Origin of the sequence: Virgisporangium ochraceum (assembly GCF_016863655.1) — a bacterium.
GTDB classification, from domain to species: Bacteria; Actinomycetota; Actinomycetes; order Mycobacteriales; family Micromonosporaceae; genus Virgisporangium; species Virgisporangium ochraceum.
Genome location: NZ_BOPH01000020.1, coordinates 37,059 through 59,848, shown reverse-complemented (window position 1 = coordinate 59,848; position 22,790 = coordinate 37,059). Strand labels below are relative to the sequence as shown.

The window sequence follows — 22,790 nt, the reverse complement described above, 5'->3', positions numbered from 1 at the left end:
GCGCCGGTATCACCGTGGTTTCATGGCCCGCTACCTCGTGAGGTTGACGGCGAGCGCGGCCACCTCGGTCGCGAGGAACACGGCCGGTCCGACCAGCCGCCGCGACCCGACCCGCAGGTGCGCCACGATCGCGCCGACGAAGTACAGCACCAGGCCGGCCGCCGCGAGCACCCCGAGCGGCGGCACCGCGAACCCGGCGACCAGCCCCACCGCGCCGGCCGCCAGCAGCGAGCCGAGCACCGGCACCCACGACCGCGGGATCCGCTTCAGGTCGGCCTGCGTCTTCGGGTACTCGTGACCGATGAGGTACGTGACGGCCGCGGTGCCGGTGAACATGGCGGCGATGATGGTGATCGTGGTGTACACGGACCCTGGGACGGGCGTGCCCCGGGAAATGTGACCGGGCAGGCGGTCGGGGCCGGTCAGGGGCGGCGGGCGGCCCATGCGGTGCGGACCGTGCGCACGGTCAGGTCGGGCTCGGCCACCGTCGTGGACAGGCGGTCCAGGGCGTCCAGGTCGTCCGGGCCCAGGTGGTCGGCGAGGCCGTGGCGCATCCGCTGCAGGGAGACCCGGGCGTAGCGGACGGCCTGGGCGGGCAACGGCGGGCGCAGTTCGATGTCGAAGCGGCGCTCCGACTCGACCTCGAAGCCCGCGGCCTTGAGGAGGGTGCCCCAGTTCAGGCCCATGTGCATCCCGTGCTCCAGCCGCCGGCGGGCGAGTTCGGCGTGGCAGCGGTCCTCGAGGGCGACGCCGGCCGGGTCGGTGAGGAAGCGGGGGAACGAGTCCAGCTCGGTGATCAGGACGGCGCCGCCCGGCCGCAGGACGGTGTGCACCTGGGTCAGCGTGCGGCCCGGGTCGGCGAGGTGGTGCATCGACGCGGAGGCCCACACGAGGTCGACGGGGCCCAGGTCGGGCCAGTCGCTGTCGAGGTCGGCCCGCACCGTGCGGACGCGGTCGGCCACGCCGGCGTCCGCGGCGCGCCGGTCGACGCGGGCGAGCAGGTCGGCGTCGAGGTCGACGGCGGTCAGGTGGGCGTCGGGCAGGTGGCGGGCCAGGGCGAGCGTCCCGGTGCCGGTGCCCGCGCCGAGGTCGACGATCCGCGGCCGGGCCCCGACGAGCGACCCGGCCCAGGCGATCACCTCGTGATGGTGGTCGTGGAGGACCTCGGCGTCGAGGTCGAGCATGTCGGCGAAGGCGTGCCCGTGGCCGGCGCCGTGGCTGGCGTCGTGGCTGGCGTCGTGGCTGTGCCCGTGGTCGTGTCCCATGCCACGACGCTAGCGCTGTCTTGCGCCGTCGGCATAGCATCTTGCGTATGACGCAAGACGGGGAGCTCGACGCGCTGGTCCGCCAGCGCATCCGGAGCCTGCGGGTGGCCCGCGGCTGGTCGCTGGACGAGCTCGCGGCGCGCAGCTACCTCAGCCCGTCGACGCTCAGCCGCATCGAGACCGGGCACCGCCGCATCGCGCTCGACCAGTTGGCCCCGATCGCCCGGGCGCTGGGTACGAGCCTCGACCAGCTGGTCGAGTCCGGTCGCGACGAGGACGTGGTGATCCGCCCGCACCACAACGAGCAGCGCGGGATCACCACGTGGCTGCTGTCGCGCGAGGGCGCCCCGGCGGGCATGACGGTGGCGAAGCTGCGGGTCACCCGCCCGGTGCCGACCGATCTCCGGGTGCATCCGGGGCGCGACTGGTTCACGGTGCTGTCGGGAACCGTGGTGCTGCGGCTGGCCGAGCGCACGATCCTGGTGCGGGCCGGCGAGGCCGCCGAGTTCTCGACGATGGTGCCGCACGCGTTCGGCGCCACCGGAGGCCCGGCCGAGATCCTGTGCATCCTCGACCACGACGGCGAACGCAGCCACCTCGGCCCGCACCGGTAGGCCCGGCCCGCATCAGTAGACGCGGCGGCGCTTCTCGGCCGCCACCACCTCGTCGAGGTCGTGGAGGCGGTCGAGCCCGGCCAGCGGTTGCCGCATGCGGTGGTTGCCGGTCAGCGCGTCGCGGTTGCGGTGCAGGAAGGCCCAGTACCCCGCCGTGTACGGGCACGCGTCGTCGCCGGTTCGGTGCTTCGGGTCGTACGGGCAGCCGCGGCAGTAGTCGCTCATCCGGTTGATGTAGGCGCCGCCGGCCGCGTACGGCTTGGTGGTCATGCGCCCGCCGTCGGCGTACTGGCTCATGCCGACCACGTTCGGGACCATCACCCACGGGTAACCGTCCACAAAGGACCGTGTGAACCACTCGGTGACCGCGGCCGGGTCCCAGCCCCGTTGCAGGGCCAGGTTCCCCAGCACCATGAGCCGCGGGATGTGGTGCACCCAGCCCCGGTCGCGCACGCCGGCGAGCACGTCGCCGAGGCAGGCCGCGCTCACGTGGTCGGCGTCGAGGTCCCAGAACCACGACGGCAGCGACCGCCGCGCGGCGAGTGCGTTCGTGCGCGGATAGCGTTCGCCGAAATGCCAGTAGCAGTGCCACACGTAGTCGCGCCACCCCATGATCTGGCGGCAGAAACCCTCCACACTGGACAGTGGCGCGCCCTCGTCGCGGTACGCCCTCTCGGCCCGGCGGACCACGTCGAGCGGGTCGAGGAGGCCGAGGTTCAGGCTCGCCGACAGCATCGAGTGCGCCATGTACGGGTCGCCGCGCAGCATCGCGTCCTCGTACGGGCCGAAGTCGCGGAGGCGGTGCGCGAGGAAGTGGTCGAGGCGCCGCGTCGCCTCGTCGTGGGTCACCGGGAACAGGCGCGGCCCGTCGCGGCCGACGAACCCGATCCCCTCGTCGCGTTCCCAGCGGTCGAGATCGGCGCGCGTCGACACGTCGATCTCGTCCTCGGTCGGCATCAGGGGCGGGGGGACCGGCAGCGCGTCCGCCCCGCGCGGCGGCGGCTCCCGGTTGTCGGCGTCGAGGTTCCACCGCCCGCCGGCCGGTTCGGGCCCGTCCATGAGCACACCGTGCAGGGTGCGCGCGGCGCGGTAGAAGTCCTCCATGCGCAGCTGGTTGCGGCTCTCCGCCCAGGCCACGAAGTCGGCCGGCGCGGTGACGAAGCCGCGCGGCGGCAGCATCGTGACCCCGGGCAGCGACCGCACGAGGTCCCGCGCCTCCCGGCTGGTCGGGTGGCAGACCTCGAGCTCCCTGCCGGCGACCGCGTCGCGGTACCGCTCCACCTCGACCAGCTCGGCGCGGTCGCCGAGCCCGGCCGCGAGATGCCGCATGGCCGAGACCACGAGGTGCGCCTTCTGCCGGTGATAGCGCCGGCGCCGGAACACCGCCCGGGAGATGACGAGCAGCACGGGCTGCTCCGGGTCGTCGAGGAAATGCGGTCCGAGCTGGTCGGCGAACAGCCAACGGCGTTTCATGACCGGATTGTCCTATTGGCTCCGGGTCAGCCGCGGGCGACCAGCATGCCTCCGGACACCCGCTCGTCGCCGATGTCGTGCTCGACGCGCAGCTCGGTGCGCAGCCCCGCCCCGTCGAGCCACCCCGCGACCCGCTCCAGCGGACGCCAGTGGACGTTCACCCTCATCGGGTGCCCGCCGTAGCCCACGTCGAAGCGGATGCCCGGATGGTCGCGGCGCGCCATCGCGACCATGCCGGGCGACAGGTCGACGCCGAACGCGTCGGCGCCGAGGCCACGCAGGTGCGCGGTGACCCGTCCGGTGCCGCAGCCGACGTCGACCACGGGACCGCCGCCGGCGTCGCGCACCAGTTCCGCGAACATGGCCAGCAGGTGCCGGATCACCGGCTGCCCGCGCAGCTCGTCGCGGAACATGTCGGCGTAGGTCCCGGCCACGGTGTCGTAGGACGCGCGGGTGTCGGCCACCCAGTCGGCTTCCAGCATGGCGCCCGACCCTAACGGACCGCCCGGCGGCGCTCTTCCCGCCGGCGTTCATGCCGTCCCGACGTTTGGGCGGCGCGGCGGGTGGGACACCAACGACCATGGGCTATGCGTTGGTGAAGGCACCGGTCTGGGTGGTGGGGGTGGCGTCCGGTGCGATCTGGGCGCTGAGCATGCTGGTCCTGCCGACCGTGCGCGACGTCCGTACCGCGATGGTGGTGCTCGTCGGTGGCGCGGTGCTCGGCACGTTCATGGCGTTCCTCACCCGGAAACAGCGGCGACGGAACTTCACCGTCGACGGTCGGGAGCTGACGGGACCCGAGCGGGCGGCGGTTCTGCGTGCCGTGTTCGACGGGGAGCACCCGACCGACGACCACGTCCGGGTGGCCGCGCGCCGGTTCGCCGAACGGTTCGCCGCCCCGGCGCAGCGGTGGTGGATCGTGTACGTGGTGTTCGGCGCGATGACGGCGCTGAGCGCGTGGCTCGCGGTGAGCGAGTCGCCGTGGTGGTGGCTGGCGGTCGTGGGGTGGCCGGTCGGGGCCTGGTTGGTCGTCTGGCACACCCGCCGGCAACGCGCGACCGTCGAGCGGTACCTCCGGGGCCCGGCTCCGGAGCGCGTCAGCTGAGGAGCCGCCCGGGACGGAACGGCTCCAGCCGGGGATCGGTCTCCCCGTGGGCGATCTCCAGCGCGGCCAGCCGGCCCAGCAGCGGTCCCATGGTGCCGCCGCTGTGCGACACGACGAGGTACAGCCCGGCGCGGCCCGGAACCGGTCCGACGGCGGGCAGCCCGTCGCCGGGCACCGACCGCACCGCCACCCGCGCGCCCTCGATCGCGGCGCCCGAAAGCCCCGGCAGGTACCTCACCGCGCGGGCCAGCAGCTCCTTGCCCACCTCGGGAACCGGGTCGAGCGGGTCGTCGAGCGCGACCGCGTCGTCGAACTCCTCGGAGCGCACGAGGATCCGGCCCGCGCCCTCGGGCCGCAGGTTCACGTCGGGCGCGTGCACCATGGCGCGCAGCGTCACCGGTGCGGGTCCCGTGTAGACGTTGAATCCCGGCGTGGGCGCCATCGCGAGGTCCAGGCCCGCCGTGGCCATGAGCGTATGGGACCAGCGACCCGCGCAGACCGCCACGACGTCGGCGCTCACGCGCGTCCCATCGGGAAGCTCGACCCCGGTGACGCGCCCGCCCTCGACGGTGAGCGACCCGACCGGTGTGAACGGGCGGACGGCCGCGCCGCGCCCCGCCGCGGCGTGGGCGAGCACGCCGATGAGCTGGGGGAGGTCGGCCAGCGACTCCCAGGGGTAGTGGGCGACCCGGGTGACGCCGGCCGGGATCCGCAGGAACGGCTCCAGCTCGCCGACCCGGCGCACCGACAGCAGCTCGGCCGGGTAGCCCCACGAGCGCAGCCGTTCGACGCGGGCGACGAGGTCGTCGGTGCGGTCGGGCGCGGTCCACTGCAGGGCACCGTCCTGGTGGTACCACGGCGCGGCACCGAGCTCGCGCGCCAGCGTGGCGTGCTCGGCCATGCCGCTGACATTCAGGAGGTGGTAGGCGAACGGCTGTTTGCCGCGCGAGTTGAGCCAGCCGATGCCGACGCCCGACGTGCCGCCGCCGAGCCGGCCCGCCTCGAACAGCTCGACCTCCACGCCCTCGGTGACGAGCCGGTACGCCAACGCGACACCCATCACGCCGCCACCGACGATGACCGTCCTCATGGGACGAATCTACGCCCGTCGACGCGCTTGACACACGGGCGACGATGGGCGGAGGCATGCCGGCCGACAGGGGAAGGTCGATGTCCCGACAGGGCGAGACCACGTACGCCGACGAGGTGATGGCCGGTGGCGGCGTCTGCCGGCGGTACTCCGACGGGCGGGAGGAGTGGCGCTGGCGCGACCCCGAGGGCACCGTCTGGTGGCGCGACAACCGGCGGGAGCACGGCACCGACGAACCGTTGCGGGGCGGCGTCGTCAAGCGCACCCACCTCGATGGCCGCGTGCTGTACGGCCGCGACGTCGGCTTCGGCTGGACCATCTGGACCGACGGCAGGCGCACCCTCAACCGCACCGACGCGCCGGCCGGCCTGGTGGCGCTGCTCCTGCGGGTCGGTGCGTCGGCGCTGCTCGGCGTCGTGCCGCCGCCACCGCCGTGGCTCTCGCCGCCCGAGCAGGCGCGGCGCCGCCGCGACGGGCGCGAGGAGAAGGACCGCGCGGAGCCCGACGACTGGACGCGTGCCGACGACGACGTGCCGGACGACTTCGGATGAGGTGCCCGCACTGCCGGGCGGACCGCGACCGGTACCGCCCCGGATCCGACGGTGGGCAGTGCGGGGAGTGCCGCCGGTTGTTCGTCGTCGACCGCCCGACCGTGTGCTCGACGTTCTCCGACGGGTTCCTGCGGCGGCGGATCGCGGAGCTGAGCGGGGACGGCGCGTACCGGGTCACGGCGCTGCAGGTCCAGCGCGACCTGGAGGGGCAGCGGCCGTACCTGCCGCCGCCACCCGTGTGGCGCCGCTGGGACCCCGACGACCCGCCGTTCGCGGCGGGAATGGCGGGGATGGCGGCGGTCGGCGCCGGTGGCTACCTCGTGTTCACGCGCATGGACGGGCTGCCGGTCGCCTGGGTCCTCGGCGCGTCGCTGCTGGTGGTGATCTTCACCGGTGGGCGGGCCCTCGTGTGGGCCGGCACGCTGCTGTGCCTGCCCTTCCGCGTCGTCGCGCTGCTGGCGCGGCTGGTCCGCCGGCTCGTTCCGGACCGGAACCGGGTGGTGCTCACGCGGTCGGCTGTCATCGCGCGCGCCCGCGCCGTCGGGGCCGACCCGGTCGACGAGCACGGCGCGGCGCCGCCGCCGACGCCCGACCCGGTGCGGTTCGGGGTGCTGTGCCCCGACCCGGCCGTCGCGGCCTGCCTCTGGGCGAACGACATGACCGACCACCTCGGCGCGCTGGTGGTCAGTTCGTCGGACGACCTGCCCCGCGGCCTGCCGGTCCTCGACCTGGGCCGCGCGACGCCCGCGTCCCCTCCGGCCGACCTCGTGTCCACGGTGCTGCGGTTCGCCGCCACGCACGCCGGCACCGCGCGCACCGGGTTCCTCACCTGGCCGGTGAGCGGGTGATCTGTCCACACTGCGCGGCCCGGCTGCGCCGCCGCGACCGGTCCGACCACCGGTGCGGCCGATGCGGGCGCGGGTTCGTGTTCGAGCCGCACGACCACGCGTCGCGGATCAGCGACGTGCGGGTGACGCGGGCCGCGGAGTGGCTGCGCGGGCACGACCGCTACCGGTACACGCTCGGGCAGCTGGCGGCCGCCGTCTCGCGGCGGGGCGGCCTGCCGCCGGGCTTCCACGACCTGATCCGCTCGCGCTGGCCGGAGGTGTACGGCTCGCTCCCGGCCGGGCTCGTCGACGACGTCGACCGGCCGACCTCGCCGGTGGACCGCCCGGCGACCGCGCACGTCGTGTGCCCGGACCGGGACGTGTTCGTCTGCCTGCTCGCCAACGACGTTCCGGACCGCCTGTCGGTGGCCGTCGTCCACGACGGTGACCCGCCGCCCGGCCGGCAGCCGGTGCTCGTGCTCGACGAGCCGTCCGGGCGGTTGCGGGCGCGGCTGGCCGCGCTGCGCGCGTCGGGGCGGCGGGCGCTCGCCGTCACGCCGTCGCCGGGCTCCACGACGCTCGTGCGGCTGCGTCCCTCGACGCTCGTCGGGTGGCTCGACCTGGCGGTCGCGGCGGAGGCCCGGTTCCGTGCGGGCGCCCGCCGGGCCGCGGCGGTCGACTTCCTGAACTGGCCGGCGCCGGACGCTTGAGTCGGGCCGCCGGGCGCCGATGGGTCCACGGTGAAGCGCCTGCAGCCGGTGCTGACCGTCGTACTGCTCTTCGGCCTGCTCGCCGGCCTGCTGGTGGCGGCGGCGCCGTACCGGTTCCCGCCGTTCGCGCCGGAGTCGCCGGTCGCGCCGCCGGGAACGCGCGCGGCGTGGGTCTGGTCGTGGGCCGAGCCGGAGCGCATGGTGGCCTGGTCGCGGACGCAGGGCGTCCGCACGTTGTTCGTTCATGTGGACCGGGACGCGCGGACGAACGGCGACGCGGCCCGGCTCCTGCGGTTGCGTGCGCTGTGCGACGAGGCCGGCATCCGGCTCGACGCGCTCGGTGGCGAGCCCGGCTGGGCGCTCGACCACACATACGCGTTCGCCTGGCGCGACACGGTGGTAGACCTGGGCCTGTTCCGCGGGCTGCACCTCGACGTGGAGCCGTACCTGCTGCCGGAGTGGCCGTCGCCGCGCGCCGTCACCGGTTTCCTGGACCTGCTCGATGCGCTGCGGGGCGGGAACCTGCCGCTGGAGGCGGACGTCCCGTTCTGGTACCACACCGTGCCGGTCGGCACCGGAACCCTGGCCGACGAGGTGATCGCGCGCGTCGACGCCCTCACGGTGATGAGCTACCGCGACACCGCGACCGGCATCCTCGACGTGGCCTCCGACGTGCTCGACCGGGCCGGCGCGGCGGCGGTGCCGGTGCGGCTGGCGGTGGAGACGCAGCCGCTCGCCGACTGCGCGTACTGCAGCTTCAGCCAGCGCACCGTGATGGAGGCGGCCCTGCGCGAGGTGGACGCGGCGGGGCAGCGGTTCGCCGCGTTCGAGGGCGTGGCGGTGCACCGGTACGACACCTGGACCGCGCTGCCGGAGTGACCGCCCTGACGGCGGCCACGTACACCGCCACCCGCACCGCCCGATCCGGGTGAGATGGCGTCGGCCGCTCGGCGTGACGCGGACGCGATCCCGGAACCGGACCAAGATCGAAAGTGTTGGCGACCTTCTGCTGTTCTGGCCCGCCCGAAACAGCGGAAAGTCGCCAGCACTTTCGATCATCAGCTGCCCGCGCGGCCCGGACCCTGGTTCCGATCGGTGTCCGGACTAGGGGTAGCAGATCAGCTCGACGAGGTTGCCGTCCGGGTCGCGGGTGTAGACGCTCCGCCCGACGCCGCGGGCGCCCTCCTGCGCGACCGGCCCGAACTCGACGACCTGGCCGTGCTCCTCGAGGTGCCGCTTCGCCGCGTCGACGTCGGTGTCCCAGGCCAGGCAGATGTCCAGCGTGCCCGGTAGGGCCGTGGTGGCGCGCGGACGCAGGTCGCTGCCCGCCGGGTGCACGTTGATCTTCCAGGCGCCGAAGTGCAGCACCGGGTACTCGGCCCGGCCGGCCCGGAACCCGTCGAGGTCGCGCACCTGCGCGCCGAGGACCCGCCGGTACCAGTCGAGCGTGACGTCCAGGTCGGCGGCCACCAGCACCACGTGGTCAAACCCGATGACAGCCATCGGCCCAACATAGATGATGGCCGCGTGGATGAGCCGTATTACCGCGACGACCTCGCCTACGTCCACGACCGGGGGTTCGGGTTCCACGCCGACCGGTGTGCACCCGGTCTGCTGGCGCTGCTGGAACCGGTCCGTCGGGCGGGCGGGCTCGTGCTGGAGGTCGGCTGCGGGTCGGGCCTGCTGACCAGGTACCTCGTGGAGGCCGGTCACCGCGTGGTCGCCACCGACGCGTCACCGGCGATGCTCGACCTGACGCGGGCGGCCGTGCCGGGTGCCGAGCGGATCGAGACGCTGGTGCTGCCCGACGACCCCGTCCCGGCGGCCGACGCCGTCGTCGGCGTCGGGCACGCGGTGAACTACCTGCCCGACGCCGACGCCGTGCGGCGCGCGCTGGTCGGGCTCGCGCGCTCCCTGCGTCCCGGCGGCCTTTTCGCCCTGGACCTGTGCGACCTGGAGTGGGGGACGGCCCGCACCGACGCGGTGCCCCAGGGCCGGGTCGGCGACGACTGGGCCATCGTCACCCGGTTCAGCCAGCCGACGCCCGACCGCTTCGACCGCGACATCACCACGTTCGTGCGCCGGCCCGACGGCTCCTACCGCCGCGACGAGGAACGGCACCGCAACGTGCTCGTCGACACCTCCGCGGTGCCCGCGCTGCTGCGCGAACACGGCGTGACGGCGACCATCGGCACCTCCTTCGCCGACGACGCGCATCCGCTGCCGGTCGGCCTGAAGAGCGTGATAGGGCGGCGATGACGGCATGGCCCCCGTCGACCGCCGCGAGCTGGCCCGGCGGGCGCTCGCCGGGTACGTGAACGGCCCGGCGGCCGCCATCGAGGCGACCGCGCTCGCGCTGGAGAAGACCGGCGACGCGCTGGCGGTGCTGCTCGTCGAGGGCATCAGCGACCAGATCGCGGTGGAGACCGCCGCCGCCGGCCGGGGCCGCGACCTCACCGCCGAGCGGGTCGTGGTGGTGCCGATCGGGGGAGCGCACGCGATCTCCCGGTTCCTGACGAGGTTCGATCCCGGGGTGCGCCTCGCCGGCCTGTACGACGTGCGCGAGGAGGCGGTGATCCGCCGCGGGCTCGGCGCGCCGGACGCCGACCTGGAGCGCCTCGGCTTCTTCGCGTGCGTGAACGACCTGGAGGACGAGCTCATCCGGGCGGTCGGCACCGCGGAGGTCGAGTCCCTCTTCGCCACGCAGGGCGATCTGGGCGCATTCCGGTCGATGCGCAACCAGCCCGCCTGGCGCGACCGCCCGGCCGACGCGCAGATGCGCCGTTTCCTCAGCGGCGGGTCGCGCCGGAAGCTGCGCTACGCGCGCCTGCTCGTCGAGCTGTCCGTCGAGCGCGGCACCCTGGCCCGCCCCCTCGACGCGCTGCTCACCCACGTGTCACCCGACGCCGGCTCCGCGTGAGCCGCGCAAGAGCGCGATCAACCACGCCACCGCGGGGTTCCGGAGCCAGTCAGTCCGTGCACGCATCGTGTGCCGGCGCGACCGCGTTCTCCCGAATCTAAAGCACCTGCACGCTGCCCATATCACTGTCGGTAGCGAGGCCGGTCCAGCTCGATCGCGCACGCAAAGATGTGCGTCGAAATGACGAGATTCGTCGCTACGAGGGTTCTAGATGACGAGTTTGTAAGATCTATGGACAGGAAGTGGCGCCGCTCGTAGAGTCCGTGCAACCTTCGCTCGCCGGATGACGCGAAGACGCACGGCCTGGAGATCCCATTGAGTACAGCCGCCCCTGAAAGTCCCGCCCTGTCGGCGGCCGAACTGCACGCAGCGGCCACCGTCGTCGACGGCAGCACGGTCATCGAGCTCTCCGAGGCACACCTCGACCGCATCCGGCGGGGCGGCGTCACCGCCGTCAACCACACCGTGACGCGCCCGTACGCCGGCACCGTCGAGGCGCTGCGGGAGGTGAACAGGTGCCGGCGGTGGATCGACGCGCACGCCGACCGGGTGCTGCTCGCGACGACCGTCGCCGACATCCAGCGGGCCAAGGCGGAGGGCCGGGAGGCCGTGATCCTCGGTCCGCAGGACACCGAGATGATCGGCATCGACCTCGACCTCCTCGGCACCTTCCACGACCTCGGCGTCCGCATCCTCCAGCTGACCTACCAGCGGCAGAACCTGCTGGGCGCCGGCTGCGGGGAGAAGGTCGACCCCGGCCTCACCGAGAAGGGCCGGACCTTCGTCGAGGCCATGAACGAGCTCGGCATCCTGGTCGACGTCTCGCACTGCGGCCAGCGCACCGGCCTCGACGCCATGGAGGTGTCGGCCACCCCGGTCGTCGTCACGCACTCCTTCTGTGACGCGATCTCGCCGCACATCCGGGCGAAGAACGACGACTTCCTGCGCGTCCTCGGGCAGCAGGGCGGCGTCATGGGCATCACCACCCTGTCCGGGTTCCTGTACTACCCGGAGGACCGCGGCAAGCGTCCCGACCTCAAGCGCTTCGTCGAGCACCTCAGCCGCGTCGTGGAGGTGGCCGGGATCGACCACGTCGCGATCGCCACCGACTACGACGAGACGCTCACCGAGGCGCTCAAGGGTCCCGACTGGGGAAAGCTGCTCGGCAACTGGAAGTGGGACGAGCGGCGGGCGATCGGCATGGACGACGCCGGCGACTTCCCCAACTTCACCGAGGCCCTCCTGGCCGGAGGGTTCTCTCCCGAGGACATCACCAAGATCCTCGGCGGTAACTGGCTGCGGGTCTTCGGCCAGGCATGGAAGTAATGAGGAGAACCATGAAGAAGCGATTCGTGACCAGCGCGCTGGCGGCCGGTTTGGTCGCGGCGCTGGCGGCCTGCTCCGGCGGCGAACCACCCAACTCCGAGACCGACAACGGCGGCAACGACGGCGCCGCGGCCAACTCCAAGCTGGAGGACGAGACCCAGCCGGCCGGTAACCCGAAGTCGGGCGGCCGGCTGCGCATCATGATCCGGCTCGACGCCAACGAGCTCGACCCGCACAAGATGTCGGAGACCTCGGCCTTCGTCATCAACGAGCAGATCTACGAGTCGCTGGTGGAGTCCTACCGCGGCGAGATCAAGCCGGCGATCGCCGAGTCGTGGGAGCAGAGCGCCGACGGGCTCACGCTCACATTCAAGCTCCGCGACAACGCGTTCTTCCACAGCGGCAAGAAGGTGACGTCGGCCGACGTCAAGTACTCCATCGAGCGGATCAAGAACCCGGCCACCCGGGCACCGCGGGCCCGTAGCTACGAGGGCATCACCGCGGTGGAGACGCCCGACCCGCGCACGGCGATCCTCAAGCTGAGCAAGCCGAACGCGGCGATCCTCACGCTGCTGTCCACGGCGGCATCGTCCATCGTGGACGGTGACGTGGTCCAGAGGAACAACGGCCTGAACACCGCCGTCGACGGCGGCAGCGGACCGTTCAAGATGGTCTCCCGGGTCGCCGGCCAGACCATCAAGCTCGACAAGCACACGCAGTACTACGTGCCGAACGTGCCCTACCTCGACGGGCTGGACTTCACGTTCAACCCCGACGACAACGCCCGCGCCGCGGCCGTGCGCAGCGGCACCGTCGACTTCCTGTGGCGTCCAGCGCCCGAGTTCATCGACGCGCTCAAGCGCGACGAGAAGCTCAAGTGGTACGGCGGCTCCGGTTCGCTGTCGCTGCACCTGCGGCTGAACACCTCCAAGGCGCCGTACAACGACGTCAAGGTGCGCCAGGCGATCTACTACGCGCTCGACCGCCAGGAGATCCTCAACGTCGCCAACTCGGGCTACGGCACCGCCCTCAACGCGGGCTACCTGCCGCCGGACCGGTACGGCGCCATCAAGGCGAACGACGTCTACGGCAAGCCCGATCTCGACAAGGCCAAGCAGTTGCTCACCGAGGCCGGCTTCCCGAACGGCTTCGAGGCCAAGCTGATGGTGATCGCCACGTCGGCGTTCCAGGTGCGCTCGGCCGAGGTCGAGCAGCAGCAGCTCGCGAAGATCGGCATCAAGGTGACGATCGAGTCGGTGGAGTCGACGATCGCCGACACGAAGACCAAGGCGGCCGACTTCGACATGTACCAGTCGGGCTTCGGCCTGACCTACGACCCGGACGAGCGGTTCAGCGCCAGCTTCCTCAAGGGCGGCGGCCTCAACTACGGCAACTGGACCGACCCCGAGTACGAGGAGCTGATCGTCCAGGCCCGTTCGGAGCTCGACCGGAACAAGCGCGCCGAGATCTACCAGAAGGCCGAGAGGATCCTGGCCGAGCGCGGCCCGGTGGCGATGACGTTCCTCAACGCCGACTTCGACGTCGTGCAGAAGAACGTCATGGGCTACAAGGGCGACCCGACGCCGACGTACCGGTTCTACCGGAACCTCTGGCTCGACAAGTAAGCGGAACGGGGCGCCCTCTCACGAGGGCGCCCCATCCCCGACGAAAGGCACGACAAATGACCGTCCCCCTGAGCCACAGATACATCATGGCCGCCCGGCTCAAGGGCTACCTCGACAAGCACGCCGAGTCCGTCGCGCTGCTCACCGAGGCACTGGAGAAGGAACCGGGCGACGCCCGCCTGCTGCGGTTCCGCGGACACCGCCGCATCTCGGTGCGCGACTACAAGGGCGCGATCGAGGACCTCCGCGAAGCCGCCGCGAAGATCCCGGACACCCCGGACGAGCACGAGATGTACCAGCCCGAGGTGGAGAAGGACGTCATCAGCCTGATCCTCGGCCGGCCGGAAGACGTGCGCCCGCAGCATCTGTCCGAAAAGGACGCTGACGCGCAGACGCTGAAGCGGTACAACACCACGCTGCACACGTCGATCTGGTACCACCTCGGCGTCGCGCGGTACCTCGACGGCGACCTCGACGGCTGCCTGGAGGCCTTCCGCAACGCGGAGGACAGCTCGAGGCACCAGGAGGGCACCGTCGCCTCGCAGGACTGGCAGTACATGGCGCTGCGCCGCCTGGGCCGGGAGAAGGAGGCCGGGGAGGTGCTCGACCGGTTCCGCCGAATCGCCCTCGTCGACGAGCCACATCTGGTCGGATACGAGGGCCGGATGCGGCTCTACACCGGCGAGATCACCCCGCACGAGCTGTGGGCGATGTGCGACGGCAACGACCTGAAGACCGTCACCCAGGGCTACGGCCTGGGCAACTGGCACTACTACAACGGCGACACGGCGAAGGCCCGCGAGGTCTTCGACGGCGTCCTGAAGACCAACGTGACGCACGCGTTCGCGTACCTCGCCGTCGTGTCGGAGTACGAGAACAACCCCGATTTCGCCGCCGCCGGCGCGGCGGCGGGCACCACGAAGGAGAACTGAGCATGGCGATCATCCGGGCCGAGATCGGTCACCGCGACCAGGAGACCAAAGAGAAGATCATCGCCGAGCTGACCGACGTGCTCGTCAAGTACGGCTCGCCGCGCAAGAACACCCACGTTCTCCTGTACGAGGTCTCCTACGACAACTGGGCCAAGGGCGGCAAGACCTACAACCAGCGCAAGAAAGAAGCGCAGTGACGCACGTCCTTCTCACCCCGAACCTCGAACCGCTCGTGGAGGGGCTGCGCGAGCGCTACCCGAACTGCCGGTTCACCGCGATCCCCGACGACGGCACGGTTCGCGAGGAGTGGCTCGACGCCGAGGTGATGCTCCGCAGCGCGATGAACGAGGAGACGTTCGAGGAGCTGCTGAGCAAGTGCGACGGCCTGCGCTGGGTGCAGATCACCGCGGCCGGGTTCGACTGGGTGGGCGGCGAGGTCTGGCAGCGCCGCCTCGACGAGGGGCTCATCTACACCCGCTCGCCGAACTCCTACAACATCCCGATCGCCGAGTACGTCGTCGCCGCGGTTCTGTTGCACGGCAAGCAGTTCGCGGCGTTGCGGGCGGCGCAGGAGCGGCACGAGTGGGTCCGGCTCGTCGCGCGGGACGTCATCGGCAGCACGATGCTCGTGTTCGGCACGGGCGGCATCGGTCGTGAGGTCGCGGTCCGCGCGCGGGCGTTGGGCGCCGCCGTGGTCGGCGTCAACCGCAATGGGACGCCCGCGCAAGGCTTCGAGCAGACCACCAGCTTCGCGCATTACGCCGAGTTGTTGCCGGGGGCCGACTCGGTGGTGCTCGCGATGCCGCTCACCACGGAGAACCGGTACTTCTTCGGCGCGGAGCAGTTCGCGGCCATGAAGGACAGCGCCGTCCTGGTCAACGTCGGCCGCGGTGCGCTCATCGCCGAAGAGGCTCTGCTGGACGCGATGCGGGGCGGGCAGATCGGGGGAGCGTTCCTCGACGTGTTCGAGGAGGAGCCGCTGCCACCGGAAAGCCCGTTGTGGGACCTGCCGAACACGGTCATCACCCCGCACACGTCGTTCCGCGGGTCGGGAAACCTGCAGCGGCTGGGCGCGGACTTCAGCGCCAACCTCGACCGCTTCCTGGCGGGCGAGGAGCTGCTGGGCCTGAAGCGGCAACCCGACCTGGGGTACTGAGCCGGGCGGCCCACCCGACCCTCCCGGGTGGGCCGTGACGACCGGGATCAGCGCTCCGGCCCGTGCGCCGACACGGGCCGGCTCGACCGCAGTACCCGCGGTCAGCGGCGTCGATCGGCGTCTCCACGGCGACCTCCTATCGGCACACCGTCGTCCGAACCGCATCCACGCGACAACCAGCAGACAGCCGAGGCATAGGCGGTCGTCGTAGGATCCCTGCCATGCGGGGGTGGCTGAGAACGTGGTGGAGACGGATCCGGCGACGCAGGCCGCCGGTCGAGCGGCCCGACGACGTCACGATCCGGAGCCAACAGGTCTGGATCACCGCGCACGAGACCGGGCTGGTGGTCCGTCGCCGCTCCGGGCGCACGAACTGGATGCCGGTATGCCAGCTGCCGTGGGACGAGATCGAGGCGATGGAACTCGACACCGGCACCCAGGACGCCACCCGCATGCTGTACGCGTCGCTGCGCTCGAGCCCGATGCGCAAGCCGCTGTTCGACCAGCGTCACCTGTCGGCCGAGCAGTGGCGCCTCCTGCGCGACTCGGTGTCCCAGTGGACCGGCCAGGGCGTCTGGATCAACCTGGCGTACCTGGGCGTCACCGACCGGTCACGCCCCTACGACGAGCTGTAGCCCGCGACCAGCTCGGCCAGCGTCTCCACGGTGATCGCGAACGCGCCGCCGGTGTCGGACGCGCCGACCGCCAGCACCCCGACCACCTCGCCGAGGTCGTTGACCAGCGGCCCGCCGCTGCCGGCCGGTGGCACCGACATCCCGGTGCGAACCAGGCGCAGCCCCTCGTCGGGGAACGCCTCGAACCCGTCCACCAGCCCTTCCCCCGAGGGACCGGCGACGCGGTCGCCGACGTGCAGCAACCGCGCGAACCCGAGCCGCGGCACGACGCGCCCGACGGGGTCACGGGTGCGCAGCAGCGCGAGGTCGACCCGCGCGTTGTCCGGCAGGCGCACGTCGTCGACCGCTGTGCCCGCGCCGACCGAGACCCCGCCGACCGGGACCCCGCCCACCACCCAGTGCCGGTTCGTCGCGACGAGCCGCTCGCTCACGGGGAACCCGACGCCCTCCAGGCGCGTGCCGTCGGGCCGCACCGCGACGACCGGCACCGTCAGCCCGGCGGCGTACGTGCGGAGGTCCGTCGGCTCGGCGTGCCCGTACGCGGCGAGGGCCGTCCGGTAGCCGTCGGCGTCACCGGTCTCGGCGAGGCAGCGGAGGTGCCGCCGCCGGTCGTCGGCGTCGGTGAGGGGTCCCGTCACCTCGGCCAGCGACCGCAGCGCGGCCGCGTACTCTCCCGTGTCGTGGCGCTGGCGGAACCGCGCCAGCGGGTCGGAGCCGGCCATCGCGAGCCGGGTCAGCGTCGCGTTCCAGCGGTCGACGCGGGCCAGGCGCGTCTGTACCCGGTCCAGGGCGTCATGCAGCTCCCGGACCAGGTGCCGGCCCTGTGCCAGGGCCTGTTCGGCGTTGCTGCCGGCGTCGCGGCCGAGGAACGCCCGCGCGTTGAGCATCAGATCGCGCAGCGGCGCCACCGCCTGCGTCACCTCGCGGTCGGCGTCGTCGGCACCGGCGACGATCTCCGCGAGCTGCCGCCGGGCGTCGGGGTCGGACGGCGCCGGAGCCGAGCGGTGCCCGGCCAGCCGGAGGCGGAACTGCCGCAGCGTCGCCTCGGCCCCGGCGGGCACCTCGTCGTCGAGCAGGTCGGCAAGCTCCCGGCGCACCTCCTCGAGCGCGGCCTGCCGTTCCCGGCGCCGGGCCATGTCGCTGATCTCGGCCGGTGACAGCAGCGTCGTGTCGGTGACGCGGATCGAGCGGGAGTTGCCGCTGCCCAGGTCCTGCGCGGTCACCTCGAGCACGCACGAGGCGTCGATCGTGAACCGCACCTCGATCTGCGGCACGCCGGCCGGAGCCGGTGGCAGGTCGCCGAGCCGGAACTGCCCGACGCGGGCGGCCTCGTCGAGGCTGCCGTTGTAGATCTCGATGTCGACCGCGCTCTGGTTGTCCTTCGTCGTGCTGTAGACCTTCTGCTGCTGGGTCGGTATGCGCGTGTTGCGGGCGATCACCTCGGAGAACTGGTCGGTGTCGCGTTCGGGGTCGAGGACCCGCACGCCCAGCGGCAGCGGCACGACGTCGAGCAGCAGCACCTCGCTGAGCTTCCCGTCGAGCACCGCCGCCTGGAGGGCCGCCCCGATGGCCACCGCGGTGCGCGGGTCGGGCAGGGCGGTCCGGGTCAGCCCGAACACCTGCTGCACGACGTCCTGCACGAGCGGAGACAGCATCGGTCCGCCGACCAGCACAAGGTGGCGGGGCTTCTGCCGCAGCTCGGACGCGAACCGCGCACAAGTGCGGCGCAGCGTCTCCAGCGGCTCGCGGAGGATCTCGGCCAGCTCGGCGCGGGTGAGCCGCAGCGTCACGTCGCGGCCGTCGACGAGGTTGCGCAGCAGGTACTCCGCCTCGCTCTGGGCCGACAGGGCGACCTTCAGATACTCGGCGGCGACGTCGAGCCGGCGCCGGGCGGAGTCGGGCACCTCGATGCCGTCGCGGGTCAGCCGGGCGCGCAGGGCGGCGCCGACGACCTCGTCGAAGTCGCGGCCGCCGTAGTGGTTGTCGCCGAGCACCTGTTCGACGTCGTACACGCCGTCGGAGACGTCGAGGAGGCTGACGTCGAGAGTCCCCGCGCCGAGGTCGACCACGACGACGCGTCCCGACAGGTCGCGGTCGCGGGCCGCCGACATGCACGCGGCGGTCGGCTCGTGGATCAGCCGCACGAGGTCGACGCCGGCCACGCGGCAGGCGTCGCGGGTGGCGTGCTTCTGGTTGTTGAGGAAGTAGGCGGGGATGGTGAGCAGCGCCCGCGGCCGTTCCAGCCGCAGGTCGTCGTTCCGCTCGGCATCGGTCAGCCACTCCTCGCGGACGTCGCCCAACTCGCGCCGTGCGAGCTCGCCGACCCGTTCGCGTACCCGCTCGGCGAGGAAGTTCTCGACCAGCCGCCGCCCGTGCGCGACGAACAGCGCCGCGATCTGCTCGGGCCGGTAGGTGCGGTCGCGGAACCGGTACCGCCGGCCCGATCCCATGCTGCGCTTGGCCGCCCGGATCTGTCCCACGACCCACGACGCCAGCAGCTCCTCGCCGGCGAGGCCGATCACCTCGTTGCCCTCGCGGTCGAAGCTGACCGTCGAGGCGAACTGTTCGCGGCCCTTCCACGGACACAGCACCGCGCGGCCGGTCGTCGTGTCGAAGATGGCGGCCGAGCAGGTGGTGGTGCCGAGGTCCAGCGCCCAGATGCGGGCGTACCGGGTGTCGACCTCGATCCGGGCCTGTGCGACCCACGCCTGCACGCGGCCGTCGAACGCCGACCGGCGGTGCCCGTCGATCCGGTCGACCGCCGCCGTGACCCGCGCCCGCAGCTCGGCGGGCAGGGACTGTTCGGTGCGCAGGCGGCGCAGCTCCTCGATGGCCGGGCCCGCTTCGACGCCGCCGGCCGCCCGGTCGAGGCAGCGCCGCGCGAGGTCGTCGACGGCGCCGGCCCGGCGCAGCCAGTCGGCCAGCCGGGGGTCGTCGACGGCGTCGTCGCCGTCCAGGGCCACGAGGCACCGGGCCGCCCGGGCGTACTCGCCGGCCCGGGCGTACAGGGCGGCCGCGTCGCGCGTGCGGCCCGCCTGTTCGTGCACCCGGGCGGCGCCGACGAGGTCACCGCCGGCTTCGCGGGCCGCGGCCCGGGCGGAGACGCCGGCGTCGCTGCGGTCGTCGCGGAGCACGCGGTCGGCGTCGCCGAACCGCCCCGCCGCCCGGTACAGCCGGTGCGCCCGGTACACGTCGCCGTAGGCCTCGGCCTGGCGGGCGGCCTCCTCCCGGTCGCCGCACTCCTCGGCGAACGCGCTCCACCGCCGGTGCACCTCGTCGCCGCCGTTCTCGGTGACCAGCCGCCCGAAGTGCCGCCGGCCCGCCGCCGACACCGCCGATCCGGTGGCCGTCACCTCGTCTCCCATCGCCGTCACGGCGTCGGTGCGCGGGTGCGCGGCGTCGAGGTGCGTGAGCAGGGTCGCGACGAGGCGGGCGGCGGCTTCCAGATCGCCGGCCCCGACCAGCGCGTCGACGCCCGGCAGGCAGCGGCCGACGAGGTTCGCGACGCGGTCGGGCTCGCCGGCCGGGCAGTGCCGCAGCGCCTCCGGGAACTGCCCGAGCTTCTCGTGCAGCACGCTGAGGAGGTCGGGCCGGTCCACGTCGTGCGCGGGGTCCGTGGCAAGGCGCAGGCCCGCCTCGTGGTCGCGCCGTTTGTGTGACGCGCTACAGAGCTCGACGGCGCGCACGCGTTGGGCGGGGGTGGTGGCCAGGCGCACGGCTCCGGCGCCGTCACCGAGGAACCGGCGCACCTCGAAGAGGTCCGGCCGCGCCTCCTCGGGCAGGTCGTCGAGAAAGCCTCGCCACAATGGCGCGTCGTCGTCGAGACGGCCGCGCTCGAGGTGACCGGCCAGCGCGGCCGTCACCGTGGCCCCGTCGAGCACCCCGGCCTCGCGGAACCGCAACAGCTGCCGCACGAGGAGGTCGGCCCGCCCCGACCGGGACACCTGATGCACCAGCCGGTCGCGGGAGGCGACCTGAAGGTCCGGGAGCGGCACCCGCGACGCGACGGTGAACACGACCGCCAGCGCGTCGGGGTCGGCGCCGGCGGCGTAGGGCGCCAGCCACTGGCGGTCGCCGGCCCGGAACGGGTACCGCCCGTCCGGCAGGCGCGCGTCGTAGGCGGCGACGAGTTCGGCCGCCTGCCGCGGGTCCCGTGGCAGGGTGAGCTCGACGGCCTCGCGGTACGCGCGGACCCCGCGTTCGAGCGCTTGCCCGGTCGCGGGCCCGGTCGCGGGCCCGGTCGCTTGCCCGGTCCGCGGCGCCGGACCGAACGCCTCCTCGAGGGTCTCGGCCGCGCGCCTCAGCTTCCGGTCGCCCCCGGAGAACCACTTCCGAACCGGCATGGACCAGATCCTATGCGGCACGGCGGGCCGGCCGGCGCCCCTGACGCCGGCCGGCCGTCATGGCGGTGGATCAGAAGTCGTCCGGGGTGCGGATCCGCTCGCGGACCCAGACGCCGGCCTCCTTCAGGCGGTTGGTGCCCCCGAACTGGCCGGCGGCGCAGGTGCCCTGGGTGAACACCGCGCCGGTGCGCTCGTCGTCGGAGTAGTTCCAGTTGACCCAGCTGACCTTGTTCTGCGCGAACAGGTCCAGGTACTGCTGCGCGCGGGCGAAGTTGTTCGGCCCGTCGCCGGTGTACTCCTGGGTGCCGAACTCGGTGACGAAGACCGGCAGTTGGGCGATGGCGTCGCGCACCGTGTTCAGGTGCCAGTCGTCGTGGGACGCGGCGTAGAAGTGGAACGTGTACATGACGTTGCCGGCGCTGACCGGGTTGGCCAGGATGCGCTGCACGCCCTGCCCGTCGCCGGAGGCGCCCAGCGACGACCAGTCCTCGGTGCCCACCAGCACGACGCCGTCCGGGTCCTGGGCTCGGATCACGGGGATGATCTGGTCGGCATACGACTTGATCGTGTTCCAGTGCACGCCGCTGGGCTCGTTGGCGACCTCGTAGATGACGTTGTTCTTGGCGCGGTGCCGCGAGGCGATCTCGGTGAAGAACGTGCGGGCGCGGGCCAGGTTGTGGTTCGGGTCGCCGGGCTCGAGCATGTGCCAGTCGACGATCGCGTACAGGCCGCGCTCGGTCGCCTCCTCGATGAGGGCGTGCACCCGGTTGGTGAAGCCCACGGGGTCGGTCTCGTAGCCACCCTCCTGGATGTACATCGAGATCCGCAGGACGTCGGCGTTCCACTCGTTGGCGAGCACGTTCAGCGAGGAGTCGGCGAGGCAGTTGGAGTACCACTGCAGGCCGTGCGAGCTCATGCCGCGCAGCTGCACGGCCTTGCCCCGCGCGTTGCACAGTTGCCGGCCGCAGACCCGCAGCAGCCCGTTGCGGGCGACGGGGGTGGTGCCCGTCGGGCTGCTCGTCGACGGCGACGGTCCGCTCGACGAGGGCGGTGTCGAGGGGTTGGTGCCGCCGGCGCACGACGCGCCGTCGAGGGTGCATCCGGTGGGGGAACCGGAGCCGGAACCGGTGAAGCCGAACGACACCGAACGGCCCGGCGCGACGGTGCCGTTCCAGGACTCGTTCCGGAACGTGTAGCGCTGGCCGGCGCTGCTGCGGACCGCGTTCCAGGACGAGCCGATGCTCGTGCCGGCGGGCAGGTCGAACACGACGGTCCACGACGTCATCGCCGAGGCACCGGTGTTGGTGATCGTGTACTCCCCGGTGTAGCCCGACCCCCAGTCGGACACCTTCGTGAAGGTGGCGCTGGCGGTCGCGGCGGACGCGGGGCTCATGACATGGAGGCTCAGGCCGACCGCGAGGATCGCGGTGACCACGGACGAGAGGAGAATGCGGGAGCGGCGCATCGCCAGATCTTACAGTCGTCGATGTCTTGTGGTATAGACCGGGTCGGTCCACCCTGCGGTCATTCGCTATCGTGCATGGGGTGAACGGGGGAAACCAGTGAGACGGATGTCGGTGGCGGTGCTCGCCGCCCTGATGGCGGTGTCGATGGTGGGCGCCGCCGGCTGCACCAAGCGCAAGTCGAAGTCGGGCCGGTCGTCGTCGGGCGCCGCCGACACCCGCACCGACCCCACCGGACGGTCGTCGCCGAGCCCGGCGGCCAGCGACCCCGCCGGCGCCACCTGCGCAGACACGCTCGCCAGCGTCAACGCCGCCACCCGCCTGACGTGGACGTTCGACGACGACAAGGCCGCATCCCGCGACAAGGACCGGGCCCAGGCCGGCCCGCGCCACTGCTACTTCGAGACTCCCGCCGCCGGCTCGGTGCCCGAGGTGAACATGGACGTGACGTTCTACCGCATCGACCGGCGCGTCGACCGCACCCCCGACGACGTCAGGCGCAGGGCCGCCGAGTACGTCAAGTGCACCGAGCCGCTGGCGTCGCCGCCGTCGGGGGTCACGCTGGCGGTGCAGTGCCTGGAGAAGCAGAACAGCACCCTGTTCAACGTGAACACGCTGTACAGCGGGCCCACGGGCTACGTCCTGGTCTGGGTGTCGATGAAACGGTCGACGACCGCCCTGCACACGCGGGCCCGCGAACTCGGCCGCCAGACGGTCGGAGCGACGTACGGGCTGATCTGATGCGAAGCGGCCGC

Annotated in this window: 23 protein-coding genes; 15 read left to right on the top strand and 8 right to left on the bottom strand. The window is 72.6% G+C overall.

The window, feature by feature from the left end:
* Positions 1–30 precede the first annotated feature (30 nt).
* Positions 31–444 (bottom strand): DoxX family protein, encoded by a 414-nt coding sequence (locus Voc01_RS07895; RefSeq protein WP_203926624.1) that lies wholly within the window; start codon positions 442–444, stop codon positions 31–33.
* Complete coding sequence (locus Voc01_RS54015; protein ID WP_203926623.1) at positions 423–1,265, bottom strand: class I SAM-dependent methyltransferase; 843 nt, start codon at positions 1,263–1,265, stop codon at positions 423–425. Before Voc01_RS54015 ends, Voc01_RS07895 begins: the two co-directional genes overlap by 22 nt.
* A 47-nt stretch (positions 1,266–1,312) precedes the next feature.
* On the opposite strand from Voc01_RS54015, the gene Voc01_RS07885 reads away from it, so the two are divergent.
* Positions 1,313–1,879 carry a helix-turn-helix transcriptional regulator gene (locus tag Voc01_RS07885; RefSeq protein ID WP_203926622.1) on the top strand — a complete coding sequence of 189 codons (567 nt, stop codon included), beginning with the start codon at positions 1,313–1,315 and terminating at the stop codon, positions 1,877–1,879.
* Between the two features lie 12 nt (positions 1,880–1,891).
* Here the strand turns inward: Voc01_RS07885 and Voc01_RS07880 are convergent, their stop codons facing one another.
* Entirely contained in the window at positions 1,892–3,352 is a 1,461-nt protein-coding gene (locus Voc01_RS07880) for a cryptochrome/photolyase family protein (protein WP_203926621.1), read from the bottom strand.
* A 26-nt stretch (positions 3,353–3,378) separates the two neighbouring features.
* On the bottom strand, positions 3,379–3,834 hold the full coding sequence (locus Voc01_RS07875) for a class I SAM-dependent DNA methyltransferase (protein ID WP_203926620.1): 456 nt from the start codon (positions 3,832–3,834) through the stop codon (positions 3,379–3,381).
* Between the two features lie 98 nt (positions 3,835–3,932).
* Between Voc01_RS07875 and Voc01_RS07870 the strand changes: the two genes are divergently transcribed.
* Entirely contained in the window at positions 3,933–4,457 is a 525-nt protein-coding gene (locus Voc01_RS07870) for a hypothetical protein (protein ID WP_203926619.1), read from the top strand.
* Here Voc01_RS07870 and Voc01_RS07865 read toward each other — a convergent pair.
* Positions 4,450–5,547 (bottom strand): NAD(P)/FAD-dependent oxidoreductase, encoded by a 1,098-nt coding sequence (locus Voc01_RS07865; protein ID WP_203926618.1) that lies wholly within the window; start codon positions 5,545–5,547, stop codon positions 4,450–4,452. The two genes, Voc01_RS07870 and Voc01_RS07865, sit on opposite strands and share 8 nt — an antisense overlap.
* Before the next feature lie 80 nt (positions 5,548–5,627).
* Here Voc01_RS07865 and Voc01_RS07860 point away from each other — a divergent pair, with 80 nt between their 5' ends.
* From Voc01_RS07860 to Voc01_RS07845, 4 genes are read left to right on the top strand one after another with little or no spacing between them, the layout of a single operon-like run.
* Positions 5,628–6,098, top strand: coding sequence for a hypothetical protein (locus Voc01_RS07860; RefSeq protein WP_203926617.1), 471 nt, complete (start codon positions 5,628–5,630; stop codon positions 6,096–6,098).
* The gene (locus Voc01_RS07855; protein ID WP_203926616.1) at positions 6,095–6,946 is read left to right on the top strand and encodes a hypothetical protein; all 852 of its coding nucleotides are present in this window, start codon (positions 6,095–6,097) and stop codon (positions 6,944–6,946) included. The genes Voc01_RS07860 and Voc01_RS07855 overlap by 4 nt, the downstream gene beginning before the upstream one ends.
* Positions 6,943–7,635 carry a hypothetical protein gene (locus tag Voc01_RS07850; protein ID WP_203926615.1) on the top strand — a complete coding sequence of 231 codons (693 nt, stop codon included), beginning with the start codon at positions 6,943–6,945 and terminating at the stop codon, positions 7,633–7,635. The genes Voc01_RS07855 and Voc01_RS07850 overlap by 4 nt, the downstream gene beginning before the upstream one ends.
* Positions 7,636–7,665: 30 nt before the next feature.
* Positions 7,666–8,514, top strand: coding sequence for a hypothetical protein (locus Voc01_RS07845; protein ID WP_203926614.1), 849 nt, complete (start codon positions 7,666–7,668; stop codon positions 8,512–8,514).
* A 225-nt stretch (positions 8,515–8,739) separates the two neighbouring features.
* On the opposite strand, the gene Voc01_RS07840 is transcribed toward Voc01_RS07845, so the two are convergent.
* Positions 8,740–9,138, bottom strand: a complete 399-nt coding sequence (locus Voc01_RS07840) for a VOC family protein (protein ID WP_203926613.1) — start codon at positions 9,136–9,138, stop codon at positions 8,740–8,742.
* Positions 9,139–9,162: 24 nt separating this feature from the next.
* Here Voc01_RS07840 and Voc01_RS07835 point away from each other — a divergent pair, with 24 nt between their 5' ends.
* The 8 genes from Voc01_RS07835 to Voc01_RS07800 all read left to right on the top strand — a co-directional run bounded on the left by Voc01_RS07835 (position 9,163) and on the right by Voc01_RS07800 (position 16,229).
* On the top strand, positions 9,163–9,894 hold the full coding sequence (locus Voc01_RS07835; protein WP_203926612.1) for a class I SAM-dependent methyltransferase: 732 nt from the start codon (positions 9,163–9,165) through the stop codon (positions 9,892–9,894).
* 4 nt (positions 9,895–9,898) lie between these two features.
* A complete protein-coding gene (locus tag Voc01_RS07830; protein ID WP_239160034.1) occupies positions 9,899–10,555 on the top strand; it encodes a TOPRIM nucleotidyl transferase/hydrolase domain-containing protein in 657 nt (218 codons plus the stop codon).
* 315 nt (positions 10,556–10,870) lie between these two features.
* On the top strand, positions 10,871–11,881 hold the full coding sequence (locus Voc01_RS07825) for a dipeptidase (protein ID WP_203926611.1): 1,011 nt from the start codon (positions 10,871–10,873) through the stop codon (positions 11,879–11,881).
* A gap of 11 nt (positions 11,882–11,892) precedes the next feature.
* Positions 11,893–13,506 (top strand): ABC transporter substrate-binding protein, encoded by a 1,614-nt coding sequence (locus Voc01_RS07820; protein ID WP_203926610.1) that lies wholly within the window; start codon positions 11,893–11,895, stop codon positions 13,504–13,506.
* Positions 13,507–13,562: 56 nt separating this feature from the next.
* Positions 13,563–14,438, top strand: a complete 876-nt coding sequence (locus Voc01_RS07815) for a tetratricopeptide repeat protein (protein WP_203926609.1) — start codon at positions 13,563–13,565, stop codon at positions 14,436–14,438.
* Positions 14,439–14,440: 2 nt separating this feature from the next.
* Positions 14,441–14,635: a tautomerase family protein gene (locus tag Voc01_RS07810; protein WP_203926608.1), complete on the top strand. Its 195-nt coding sequence runs from the start codon at positions 14,441–14,443 to the stop codon at positions 14,633–14,635.
* Positions 14,632–15,594: a D-2-hydroxyacid dehydrogenase gene (locus tag Voc01_RS07805; RefSeq protein WP_203926607.1), complete on the top strand. Its 963-nt coding sequence runs from the start codon at positions 14,632–14,634 to the stop codon at positions 15,592–15,594. Before Voc01_RS07810 ends, Voc01_RS07805 begins: the two co-directional genes overlap by 4 nt.
* Before the next feature lie 221 nt (positions 15,595–15,815).
* Complete coding sequence (locus tag Voc01_RS07800) at positions 15,816–16,229, top strand: hypothetical protein (RefSeq protein ID WP_203926606.1); 414 nt, start codon at positions 15,816–15,818, stop codon at positions 16,227–16,229.
* Here Voc01_RS07800 and Voc01_RS07795 read toward each other — a convergent pair.
* A complete protein-coding gene (locus Voc01_RS07795) occupies positions 16,214–20,572 on the bottom strand; it encodes an Hsp70 family protein (RefSeq protein WP_203926605.1) in 4,359 nt (1,452 codons plus the stop codon). The two genes, Voc01_RS07800 and Voc01_RS07795, sit on opposite strands and share 16 nt — an antisense overlap.
* Positions 20,573–20,642: 70 nt before the next feature.
* Positions 20,643–22,037, bottom strand: a complete 1,395-nt coding sequence (locus Voc01_RS07790) for a cellulase family glycosylhydrolase (protein ID WP_203926604.1) — start codon at positions 22,035–22,037, stop codon at positions 20,643–20,645.
* Positions 22,038–22,134: 97 nt separating this feature from the next.
* On the opposite strand from Voc01_RS07790, the gene Voc01_RS07785 reads away from it, so the two are divergent.
* Positions 22,135–22,776 (top strand): hypothetical protein, encoded by a 642-nt coding sequence (locus Voc01_RS07785; RefSeq protein ID WP_203926603.1) that lies wholly within the window; start codon positions 22,135–22,137, stop codon positions 22,774–22,776.
* Positions 22,777–22,790 lie beyond the last annotated feature (14 nt).